Source organism: Acidimicrobiia bacterium (assembly GCA_040902765.1).
GTDB lineage: Bacteria > Actinomycetota > Acidimicrobiia > Spongiisociales > UBA11373 > DATKBG01.
The window spans coordinates 1-11022 of record JBBDWO010000035.1 but is presented as its reverse complement, the minus strand read 5'-3'; the positions used below and the strand labels follow the sequence as shown (position 1 = coordinate 11022).

Genomic DNA, 11022 nt, shown 5'->3' with positions numbered 1-11022 from the left:
GCCTCGCGACGGGTCTGGCCTCCCCCTCCGTCATCGGCCTTCGGCCGCTGCCACCACCCCCTACGCGGGAGGGGAGTCAGAAGTAGCTCCTCTCAAGTACCAAAGACTCAGAGCAGCTCCAACGCGCCCTCGGCGAGCGGCTCCACGAGTCCTCCAAGCACCGCGAACCGTTCGTCCGCCGTCTGGCCCCGCCGGTACCGGATGTAGATCTGCTGGATGATGACCGCCACCCGGAAGAGTCCCAGAGCCCGGTACCAGTCCGCCCCTGAGACGTCGAAGCCGGTGGCGGCGGCGTAGCGGTCGGCGACCTCGGCGATCGGTATCGCTTCGCCCACCATCACCGAGTCGGCAGCCACCGCTGCCGCCGGACCGGGGGCTCCCCAGTAGGCGAGCATCGTGCCCAGATCGACCAGCGGGTCGCCGATGGTGGCCATGTCCCAGTCGAGGACCGCCACGATGCGACCGTCGTCGCCGATCATGGTGTTGTCGAGCTTGAAGTCGTTGTGAAGCAGGGCCACCGACTGCGGGGTGGGAATGGTCGACGCCAGCCGCGCCGCGACCTCGTCCATCGTCGGCAGGTCCTCGTGACGGGCTTGCTGCCAGCGTTGCGTCCAACCCGACACCTGCCGCTCGACGAACCCCTCGGGACGGCCCAGGTCGCCGAGACCGATCGCCACCGGGTCGACGCCGTGTAACTCGGCGAGCGCATCGACGAGGTTCTCCCCCACCAGGCGCGGACCGACTCCGGCGGCCGTCAACTCCGGTGGCCACACGCCACGAATGACATGACCCACCCGCCGCTCCATCACGAAGAACGGCTTGTCCATGACCTCCGGGTCCTCGCAGAGAAGGAACGCCCGGGGGGCCTTCGGATACACCTCGTGCAGCACCGAGAGCACCCGGTGCTCGCGGGCCATGTCATGAGCCTTGGGTGCGACCGGACCCAGTGGGGGGCGTCGCAGCACCAGCTCGGTGTCGCCAGCACGGACCAGGTAGGTGAGGTTCGCCTTCCCTCCGGGGAACTGGGCGAACTCGATCTCGGCCTCGCCGGGAAGATGGGGCAGGTGCTCCCGGAGGTGGGCGGCCACCCGAGCCTCGTCGAAACGCTCGTCGGGGCGGATGGGTGCCGTGTCGTCGGGAAGACCGCGCATCGGGCCACGCTACCCAACGCCGCCGCGGCGATCACGAGTGGGCAGCGACAAAGACCACGAGCACCACGACACCGAGCACCGGCACCGCCAGATAGAGCGCGTCGAGGAACGACCGCGGCCGCGGGCGGGTCACGATGGCCGCCGCGACCGCCGCCACGATGGCGACACTCGCTGCTGAGATCAGGACGAGGCGCGCCGCGGTCATGCCGCCACCAGCACATCGACGACCACCGAGGCGAACAGGAGCGCCAGATAGAGGTTCGACCAACGAAACAGGCGCATTGCGCGATCCGGGCGACGGTGCAGCGCGATCGCTTGGCCGATGAGGACCGCGCCGAGGGCAAGCGCCGACACCAGGTAGACCGACCCGACCGAGGCGATGGGATAGAGGAGCAGCGAAACAGCGACCACGACGACCGAGTACAGGTTGATCTGCCACGTCGTCGACCGCTCGCCAGCGACCACCGGGAGCATCGGGACTCCGGCTCGCCCGTAGTCCTCCTTGAAGCGAAGGGCGAGAGCCCAGAAGTGGGGCGGTGTCCAGTAGAAGACCACCGCGAACAGCACCCAAGCGGGGAGCCCGACCGTGCCGGTGACGGCCGCCCAGCCGACGAGCGCCGGCACCGCTCCGGCCGCGCCACCGATGACGATGTTCTGGTGCGTGGTGCGCTTGAGAAGCATCGAGTAGACGAGCACGTAAAACGCCAGGGCGGCGGTGGCGAGCAGGGCTGCCAGCAGGTTGGTCGCCCACCACAGCCAGAGGAAACCGGCGGCTCCGAGGGCGAGGCCGATCACGAGCGCCTCCCCGGGCCGGACCCGGTGGGCGGGAAGGGGTCGGTGCCGGGTGCGCTCCATGTGCCCATCGATGTCGCGGTCGATCACGTTGTTCAGGGCGTTGGCCCCGGCTGCCGAGAGGAAGCCACCGAAGAGCGTGGCGGCCACCAGCCCCGTTCCCGGCCAGGCTCCGGCGGCGAGCACCATGGCGGGCACCGTGGTGATCAGGAGCAGCTCGATGATCCGGGCCTTTATCAGCAGCCCGTAGGCGGCGAGACGGGACACCGTCACGTTCTCACCGAATGCGATGGTGTGCCCCGCGCCACCAGAGCCGACGTCGCCGTGATCACGAACACGATCCACAGCAGGTCGGCAACGAACAGGTGGACCAGCTGCATCCACACCGGGGCCAGCAGCAGCACGTTGACCACCCCCAGCACCAGTTGCCCGACCACGAGCGCGATGAGGAGGCCGGCACCGGTGGCTTCACCCTGATGGCGGGAGGCAAACCGCATTACCCCGATCGCGATGAGGACGGCGACTACCGGATGGATCCACCGGAGCCGCTGCAGGACCACCCCGGTGAAATCGTCACGCAGTCCCTCCACCAGGGTCTCCGGCGGGAACAGGGTGTCGCCCAGCGCGGTGATCGCCCCGGTCGATCCCACCACGAGCAGACCCACCGCGCACCACAGGACCCAGCGTCGGGTGACCCGATCGAATGGACGCCGCGGCGCGGGGTTCCCGGCGGCGAACCAGGCGGTGAGCGTGACCGAGGCGAGGAGGATGAAGGTGTTGACCAGGTGGACGGCGACCACGGCGGCGCGCTCGGGCGAGTCGTCGTCGCCCACCCACTCGAACAACACCAGGGCCGCACCGACGAGTGCCTCGAAAACCATGAAGACGGCGGCACCGATCGCGGCGAGCCTCACCGGGGACCCCCTCTGCGTGGTTCGCAGCACCCACACCAGGAGCACCGCGACCATGAGCAGCAAGATGCCGCTCGTGGCCCGGTGGGTGAACTCGATGGCGGTCTCCGCAGACGGTGACCGGGGGATCACCTCGCCGCCGCAGAACGGCCAATGCGACCCGCACCCGGCGCCGGAGCCGGTAGCCCGGACGAATGCCCCGAACAGGATGGTGATCACCGTCAGGGCGAGCGTGATCGTGGCGTAGCGCGCGAGTTTCATCGGCGGCGGTGAGGGTACCCGCGGTGCCGGGTGGGACCGCCGGTGATCCAGCGATGGTTTCAACGGCCGATACACTCAGGGACGCGGAAAGGAGCGATCGCCCATGAAGAAGATCCTTCTCCTGCTCGTCATCGTCGCCCTCGGGGTGCTGGTGGCGAAGCAGCTCGGCAACGACCAGTAGTCGAACCCGAAACCCGTACCGACCGGTACGGGTTTCGGCGCGTCAGAGAGCGCACGCCAATGGGCTCTCAGGCGAGCCGATCCGCCGCCTCGACGATCACCTTGGCAATCTCATCGGCGTGGGTGAACACCGCTTCGTGCCGCCCACCGGCGAGTTCGACGACGGCGGCGCCGGGGATGGCGTCCGCGGTCTCGCGCTGACGGTCGACCCACACCAGCTGATCGTTCGGGGTGATCACACAGGTCGTCGGAACCCTGATGCCGCTCAGGCGCGCCGTCGCGTCAAACCTCAGGATGGCGAACCCCGCCGCCCAGTACAGATCGAGGTCGCGGTCGAGGAGGGAGCGCCACAGCCATGCGGCGTGCTCCGGAGGCACCGCACCCGATCGCCGCAGGTATCCGTGAGCCAACCGCGGCAGGAGGAACCGGTCGATCCTGCTGACCGCGCGCAGCAGGACGAAGAGGGGCACGGTGATCCAACGCGGCACGGCGACGGGTCGGGCCGCGGTCGCCGCCAGGACCAACGAGGTGACGCGCGTAGGTGACCGCAGAGCGAGCTCCTGGGCGACCATCCCGCCGAGCGAGTAGCCGACCACCGGCACCGGCCCCACGCCGAGGCTGTCGAGCAGCCGGGCCACGTCCTCCGCCAGCTCGGCCACGTCGAAGCTCCCACGGATCCGGTCGCTCTTGCCGTGGTTGCGCAGGTCGACGGTGATCACCCGATGCCGCTCGGCCAGAAGCGGGGTCACCCGGTGCCAGGTCATGTGACTGTCGTAAAGCCACCCGTGCAACAGGAGCACCTTGGGCGCATCGATAGGCCCAACCTCCCTGACGAAGAACTCGTGGCGTCCGACCACGATGGAGCGCCCCGGGGGACCCTCCGGGCGAGTCTGCTGGCCGTCGAAGCGGAGGATCGGCTCCGGACCGAACCAGCGCCAGGCCAACCACGCCCCGGCGAGGGTCAGCAGGCGAGATCGCGGTCCGGGTCCGTCCCATGGATATCGGCGGCGACGACCCCTCACCGTTTCGCTCCCAGCGGATCCACGGCCACGACGTGGTCGGCTACCGGTGTGCCACCCATCAGGTGCTCGGTGATGATGCGTTCCATGACGTCGACGGTAACGCCTGCGTACCACACCCCGTCCGGATACACCACGGCGATCGGTCCCTGCTCGCAGATCCTGAAACAGTCGGCCTTGGTTCGCAGGACCGTCCCGGCGCCCTGGAGCGGCTGCGACGGTGCCACCGCCATGTCGCCGCGCCAGGCGGGGGATGGCGTACTCAGACCCTCCTCGGACAGGCGTCGTTTGAGGTGAGCCCACACCTCGCGGCCGGACTCGACCGGCGCGCACCTGGGCGTCGTGGCGTCGGCGCAGAGGAAGATGTGCCGCTGGAGCCCCCCGATCGACAGGGCGGCGGTGATGGCCTGAAGGCGGTCCTGGTCGAGCACGTTGCCACCAAGGTAGCCGGGTCCGCCGAACCCTCCTGAACCCGCCGGACGAGAGATTTAGGGGGTGCGCCTTAGACCGGAGGAGTTCGTTTGGCTATGATTGGAGGGCGGTGCCATCCGTGGCACCCCACCCGCAGGCTCCCTTGCCCCCCATGGGGGCCTGCCACCCACCGGGATCGGCCCGTGGTCGCAAGACCACGGGCCGTTCCGCGTCCAAGCGAGTAGCGGTCTCGGGTACGAGACCGTCTTCCGTCTTCCGTCTTCCGAGTCGCGTGTGGGACCCTCGTTCACGGTCGACGGGTGACGGATGACGGATGACGGATGACGATTCTGGCCATGAGCCATGAGCCATGAGCTATGAGCCCTCTTGCCACTCCTCCCAGCTGATTCCGTCGAGCCAGGGTCGGAAGTGCACGGCGCGATAGCGAAGATGCATCTCGTCGAAGGTCGCCCGGTCCCGGGACGCTTCCACGACGGCGGCTACGAGGTCCAACTGCGGCTCCCAGCCGCGACTCCCCAGTGTCTCATCTACACCGTTGCGCCAGTCGGGAAGAGCGGACCCGTCGCGTTCGGCCCAGTAGGCAACGAGCTTGCGAGCGTCCCGGACCACCCGTCGCAGGATGCGCCCCGTCGACCGATCGGGCGCACCGCCGAGCAACTCACCGACGCCTTCCATCCAGTCGGAGAGGGCGACCTCGTCCACCGCGGCTGGCGACACGATCGCCCGGCGGTACAGGTCGTCGACCGAGTCAGCGAGTGCCAGCGCGCTCACACCGCGGCCGCGATCTCCGGCAGCAGATCGCGATAGGTGGCTAGATGCGCCGCTCGATCGTGCTGGAGGTCGGCGACCAGCTGGGCGTACTCATCGGCGCGGTCCTGCTCGCCGTAGAACACACGGGGCCGGAGTACTCCGGTGTCGTCGACACCTGGGACCGAGACGGCCACCTCGTACCCGAAGTCGGGATCGACCTCCCACTCGATGCCGCCGGTAGCGATACCGGCGACGATGGCACCCGAGATCGCCGGTGTCACCTTGCGCGATCGGGTGTCGGTCGCCGGTCCCCCGACCCGACCCGTGTTGAGGAGGAACACCTCGAGATCACAGGTGTCGAGGATCTCACGCAGCCGGTTTGCCTGCCACTCGTGCCGGTAGGCGAAGAACGGGTTGGTGCCAGGGACCCGGAGGAACTTGCCGGCCTCCGCCTTCCCCCCGGCACTGGTCCCCTGGGTCTCCCCGAGCATGAAGTAGGCGGCGGCCTGATCCTTGGTGAGCCGGGCGACGGCGGGAATGATCGTGGCGTTGCGGTTGAGGATGAGCATGAAGTCGGCGCGCTCCACATTCGCCGGCGCCAGGAATCCCGGGATGTCGACACTGCCGATGACCGCCCGGCTGTTCTCGGTGTGGCTGCCGTCGGCGAAATCGACCTTCCCGTCGGCGGCTACGGCGACGTTCTCGAGGTACGAACCGGGCTGGGTGGCTCCATGCCAGATCGCCGGTTCGGCCTCCTCGGTGAGGCCGATCACCTTGGCGAACGTTCCGTTTTCCGTCCCGTAGACCCGGCCACCCTCGTAAAGGGCCACGAAGTCGTCCTGGACGGGTGCCCCGCCACCCACCTTGGAGAAGGTGGTGGTGGTCTTCCCCGTGCCTGACAGCCCGACGACCAGCCCCACCCGGCGGTCGTCGCCGTCGCCGACGACCCGCAGGCCGCTGTGCATGGCGAGTCCGCCCCGGCGGTACATGAGGGCATCCCACATGCGCAGGCCGCTCATCTTCGATTCTCCGAAGTAGTCGGCGTTGAGCACCCGGCTGACCCCGTTGTCGAGATCGACGGCGATCACCCGATCATCCGGGTAGCCGTCGGCAACGAGCTCCGGCGTATAGAACACGGTCAATTCGGGTTCGGCGTCGTCGTCGGCCGGGAAGTAGAGGAGGCGCTGCTTGGCCGCCAGGTTGGGGTACCGCTTGTCCACCACGAGGCGGGTGCGCACCCGAGCGTCGGGGTGATCGCCGATGTAGCCGTCGATGACGATCACGTCGAGGCCGCGCAGGTATTCGTCCTGCATCGCTGCGATGCGGTCGTACTCGGCCCGCGGGATGGTCGCATCGGTGTGATCGTCGGACTGATCGGACACGATGAAGGTCGAACCCTTGGAGCGGGCGGTCACCTGCGTCATGATGTTGAGGTTTCCGTACTCGGTGGGCCGAGCCGACGGCTGTGCCTCCGTCAGCGCTCGCAGTTCTTCTGCGGTCGGGTTGTGCAGAACCGATCGCGCGTCCATGGTCACACCATCCGAGTCGGAAACAGGGGCAGTCTACGGCCCGATTCGGTCGCCTTCACCCACGGCGTCACGGTTGGGCATCGTACGCCGCGGCGAGGCGAGCGGTCACCGGACCGGAGGGGAACTCGACCTCGCCGACCCGCCCGACCGCCAGGACCCGCTTGCCGGTGGACAGCGCCATGACCTCGTCGGCTCCGAGGAGCTCGTCCAACCCGAAGGTTCCCTCGATCACGGGGACGCCCTCTTGCCGGGCGCACTCGAGAGTGACCTCCCTGGTGATCGACAGGAGGATGCCGAGGTCCAGGGAGGGCGTGAACAGCGAGCCGTCGCTGACCCAGGCGACACTCGAGGTCGGCAGCTCGAGGACGACGTCGTCCATCGTGGTGAGCAGGGCGTCGTGATAGCCGGCGGCGACGGCGACGTCGATCGAAGCCATGTTCGGGGCATAGGAGAGCCACTTGACCCCGGCGAACCCCGCCTGGTTGGTCGCCGGGTGCCACGGAGACCGCATCGGCAGGAGCGACAGGGTGTCGGGGAGCGCCGGCATCGGCTCCCACACGATGATGGTGTGGGATGGTGCGATGACCTCCGGGTCCCGCCCCCCAGCGGTGACCATCATCCGGATCAGGCCGTCGTCGTTCTCCGCGGCTACGGCATTCACCGCATCGGCGAGGGGAGCCCGATCAAGATCCCCGAGAAGGAGCGCCGACAGGCTGCGCTCCAGACGATCGAGGTGGGCGTCGAGGTGCCGGGGCACCCCGGCTTCGGATCTCACCACCTCGAAGGCCCCGAGGCCCCGAAACAGTGCCCAGTCGAACACGGAGATCGTCGCCTGCGCCGCGTCGACCGCTTCGCCGTCGATGATGACCCGCACCGGGCCAGACTAGGACCGCAGCGCCCCTCGCTCGCTACCTTGCCCTCATGACGGAACGCCTCTCCGACGATCTCCGCCGACGCGTGGCGCGGGGCCCGGAGCCGGAGGCCACCGCGGCACGACTCGCCTCGATATTCGACGCCGCTCCCGAACTCGCCGCCTCCGCCGCCGACGATGACGACCTCGGGAGGGGTCTGGTGGCGGTCACCGGTGCAAGCCGGGCACTCGCCGACGTGGTGCGGCAGCTCGGGGTGCGGGCGGCGCCCCTCCTCGCCGCGGTGCGAGACGCCCCGCCGCTCAGGGGGGACGATCCAGCGGACCTGAGCCGCTCGATCGCTGAGCGCCTCGTCTGGATCGCCTCCGCCGACCTGACCGGTCGCATCGAGATGCCGCAGGTCGGCGCCCTCCTCAGCGATCTGGCCGATGAGGGCGCAGGGCTTGCACTCCAGCTGGCGGCCAGCGACGATCGCCTGGCGCTCGTCGCCCTCGGCAAATGGGGAGGCGACGAGCTCAACTATGCGTCCGACATCGACCTGGTCGCCGTCCACGACGGCGACGAACCCGCCGCGGTAGGGGCGGTCGAACGCATCGTCGGCGTACTCGCCACCCGGGTGGACGGCGGCGTCGGGCTCCGCTGCGACCTCGACCTCCGCCCGGAGGGCCGCTCCGGGCCCCTGTCACGCACCCTCGACTCGTATCGGGCCTATTGGCGGCGATGGGCGGAACCGTGGGAGGCGCAGGCGATGCTCAAGGCTCGGTTCGCCGCCGGGGATCGCGCCCTGGGAGACGACTTCGTGGAGGCGGCGGCGGCGCACGCGTTTCCCGAGACGCTGGGCGCCGACGCGGTGCGTTCCATTCGCGCCATGAAGCGGCGCACCGAAGCCATGGTGGCCGGACCCGACGAACTCAAGCGCGGCGTCGGTGGGATCCGCGATGTCGAGTTCGCCGTCCAGCTGCTCCAGCTGGTGCACGGCCGGGCCGATCCGGGACTCCGATCGGCCAACACGCTGTCGGGCCTGCGCCTGCTCGCCGACGGTGGATACGTCGCGACCGAGGATGCGGATGCGTTCGCCGAGTCGTACCGCTGGCTGCGACACGTCGAGCACCGCCTTCAGCTCTATGACCTGCGTCAGACCCACGCCCTCCCCGCCGATCCGCTCGCTCGCGAACGGGTGGCCAAGTCGGCCGGTTACCGCGACTCCGGTGACGCCGGAGCGTTGGAGACGTTCGAGGCGGACCTCGTCAGGCATCGCGCCGGGGTGCGCACCATTCACGAGCGGCTGTTCTACCGACCGCTCATGGAGGCGTTCGCCGCCACCCCGCCGGACCCGGCGGCCCTCGATCGCCAGATGGGCGCCTTCGGGTTCACCGACTCGGCGGCCATGCGAACCGCCGTCACCGAACTGACCGCTGGACTCACCCGTCGAGGGGGACTGATGCGCCAGCTGCTCCCCCTCCTGCTCCGATGGCTGTCGGAATCACCCGACCCGGATCTCGGTCTCGCCCAGCTCCACCGCCTGGCGACCCAGCCGCCCAACGACGAGGCTCTGGTCGCGGTGCTCCGAGACGATCCGGCCGCCGGCGAACGCCTTTGCCGGCTGCTCGGCACCTCCCGGCTCGCCGGGCCGTTGGCGGCTCGGCTTCCCCTCACCAACCTCCACCTCGGCGACGACGGGGCACTCGCCGCCGCCCCTGACGCCGCGGCGTTGCGCGACGAGGCGGCGCTACGCCTGGTCGCCCGGAAGACCTCGGCCGATCGGGCCGAGTCGCTGCGACGCTTCTACGCCGAGCAGCTGCTCGAGATCAGCGCCGCCGACCTGGGCGGTGCCGCCGACAGCGATTCGGTGGCGGGACGACTCACCGCCGTCTCGGAGGCGGTCCTGGAAGCGGCGCTCACCGCCGTCGTCAGCGGACTGGGCCCGCCCGGGTCGGTGCCACCGGTAGCGGTGATCGGTGCCGGAAAGTTCGGTGGGGCGGAGCTGGACTACGCCAGCGACCTGGACCTGCTGATCGTGTTCCAGCGCACCGACGACGAGAGCGATGCGGCTGCAGCGCGCATCGCCGAGGGCCTCGTCGGCCTCATGGGTCGTCCCGCCGCCGGACTGCCGCTGCCCGAGATCGACCTCGGCCTCCGTCCCGACGGTCGCAAGGGTGCCCTGGCGCGTTCGATGGACGCCTACCTCGACTACTGGGCCGCCTGGGCTCAGACCTGGGAGCGCCAGGCCCTGCTACGGACCAGGCTCGTCGCCGGCGATCGGGAACTCGGCGAGCGGTTCGTCGCCGCAGCGCGGCGAGTGGTGGTCGGGCGGGGCCTCGATGGCGAGGCGACGCGCCAGATTCGAGCGATGAAGGCGCGGGTCGAGACCGAGCGGATCCCCCTCGGCGAGGACCCGAACTTTCACGTCAAGCTGGGCCGCGGCGCCATGGCCGACGTCGAGTGGACGGTGCAGCTGCTTCAGATGCGCCACGGGTCCGAGGACCCGTCGGTGCTGACGCCGTCAACCCTCCGTGGGGTGGCTGCGCTGGCGGCGGCCGGACACCTCGACGTCGAGGATGCCGCCGTCCTCGACGAGGCGTACCGCTTCTGCGCCCGGGTGCGCAACCGCCTCTTCCACCTGGCGGGTCGGGCCGCCGACTCCATCCCGACCGACCCGGACCGAGCCGCCCGCCTCGGCCTGGCCCTCGGCTACGAGACCCACCCTCGATCATCCCTACGCGAGGAGTACCGAAGGGTCACCCGCCGGGCCAGACGCGTCTTTGAGCGGGTGTTTTACGAGAAGAGCGATTAGCGCGTCGCGAGAGAGCGCGCGGTCAGGGATTGGCCCGTTCGGACTCTCCTCCCCCGCAGGGGGAGGTGGCAGCGGCCGAAGGCCGATGGCGGAGGGGGAGGCCAGACGCGTCGCGAGGCCCACGTAGCGTTTACCCTCCCCCCTCCCCTCCGGTCGCTCCGCTCCCTACGGGACTCCCCCCTTCAGGGGGAGGAACCGCAAAAGGACCTCAAACGCGGTCCCCTACCCCGCAGGGGGAGGTGGCAGCGGCCGAAGGCCGATGACGGAGGGGGAGGCCCAACGCGTCGCGAGGCCCACGTAGCGTTTACCCTCCCCCCTCCCCTCCGGTCGCTCC

The 11022-nt window shown here is 69.6% G+C and carries 10 protein-coding genes; 1 reads left to right on the top strand and 9 read right to left on the bottom strand.

The features are described from left to right. Positions 1–107: 107 nt before the first annotated feature. The 9 genes from WEA29_10090 to WEA29_10050 all read right to left on the bottom strand — a co-directional run bounded on the left by WEA29_10090 (position 108) and on the right by WEA29_10050 (position 7899). Positions 108–1151, bottom strand: coding sequence for a phosphotransferase family protein (locus WEA29_10090; GenBank protein ID MEX2324105.1), 1044 nt, complete (start codon positions 1149–1151; stop codon positions 108–110). 31 nt (positions 1152–1182) lie between these two features. Beyond that, positions 1183–1356 (bottom strand): hypothetical protein, encoded by a 174-nt coding sequence (locus WEA29_10085; GenBank protein MEX2324104.1) that lies wholly within the window; start codon positions 1354–1356, stop codon positions 1183–1185. Further along, positions 1353–2288 carry a heme o synthase gene (locus tag WEA29_10080; GenBank protein MEX2324103.1) on the bottom strand — a complete coding sequence of 312 codons (936 nt, stop codon included), beginning with the start codon at positions 2286–2288 and terminating at the stop codon, positions 1353–1355. Before WEA29_10080 ends, WEA29_10085 begins: the two co-directional genes overlap by 4 nt. Continuing rightward, positions 2213–3115, bottom strand: a complete 903-nt coding sequence (locus WEA29_10075; GenBank protein MEX2324102.1) for a COX15/CtaA family protein — start codon at positions 3113–3115, stop codon at positions 2213–2215. The genes WEA29_10080 and WEA29_10075 overlap by 76 nt, the downstream gene beginning before the upstream one ends. A 248-nt stretch (positions 3116–3363) precedes the next feature. Next, the gene (locus WEA29_10070) at positions 3364–4317 is read right to left on the bottom strand and encodes an alpha/beta fold hydrolase (GenBank protein MEX2324101.1); all 954 of its coding nucleotides are present in this window, start codon (positions 4315–4317) and stop codon (positions 3364–3366) included. Further along, positions 4314–4745 carry a (2Fe-2S) ferredoxin domain-containing protein gene (locus WEA29_10065; GenBank protein MEX2324100.1) on the bottom strand — a complete coding sequence of 144 codons (432 nt, stop codon included), beginning with the start codon at positions 4743–4745 and terminating at the stop codon, positions 4314–4316. The genes WEA29_10070 and WEA29_10065 overlap by 4 nt, the downstream gene beginning before the upstream one ends. A gap of 355 nt (positions 4746–5100) precedes the next feature. Continuing rightward, the gene (locus tag WEA29_10060; GenBank protein MEX2324099.1) at positions 5101–5517 is read right to left on the bottom strand and encodes a hypothetical protein; all 417 of its coding nucleotides are present in this window, start codon (positions 5515–5517) and stop codon (positions 5101–5103) included. Beyond that, positions 5514–7025 carry a phosphoenolpyruvate carboxykinase gene (locus WEA29_10055; protein MEX2324098.1) on the bottom strand — a complete coding sequence of 504 codons (1512 nt, stop codon included), beginning with the start codon at positions 7023–7025 and terminating at the stop codon, positions 5514–5516. Before WEA29_10055 ends, WEA29_10060 begins: the two co-directional genes overlap by 4 nt. Before the next feature lie 67 nt (positions 7026–7092). After that, positions 7093–7899, bottom strand: a complete 807-nt coding sequence (locus WEA29_10050; protein ID MEX2324097.1) for an aminotransferase class IV — start codon at positions 7897–7899, stop codon at positions 7093–7095. A gap of 47 nt (positions 7900–7946) precedes the next feature. Between WEA29_10050 and WEA29_10045 the strand changes: the two genes are divergently transcribed. Then, positions 7947–10688, top strand: coding sequence for a bifunctional [glutamine synthetase] adenylyltransferase/[glutamine synthetase]-adenylyl-L-tyrosine phosphorylase (locus WEA29_10045; GenBank protein MEX2324096.1), 2742 nt, complete (start codon positions 7947–7949; stop codon positions 10686–10688). Positions 10689–11022 lie beyond the last annotated feature (334 nt).

Excerpts from the sequence above, each read along its gene's own strand:
- WEA29_10045 (MEX2324096.1), top strand. The coding sequence starts at position 7,947 with ATGACGGAACGCCTCTCCGACGATCTCCGCCGACGCGTGGCGCGGGGC.
- WEA29_10055 (MEX2324098.1), bottom strand. The coding sequence starts at position 7,025 with ATGGACGCGCGATCGGTTCTGCACAACCCGACCGCAGAAGAACTGCGA.
- WEA29_10090 (MEX2324105.1), bottom strand. The coding sequence starts at position 1,151 with ATGCGCGGTCTTCCCGACGACACGGCACCCATCCGCCCCGACGAGCGT.
- WEA29_10075 (MEX2324102.1), bottom strand. The coding sequence starts at position 3,115 with ATGAAACTCGCGCGCTACGCCACGATCACGCTCGCCCTGACGGTGATC.
- WEA29_10085 (MEX2324104.1), bottom strand. The coding sequence starts at position 1,356 with ATGACCGCGGCGCGCCTCGTCCTGATCTCAGCAGCGAGTGTCGCCATC.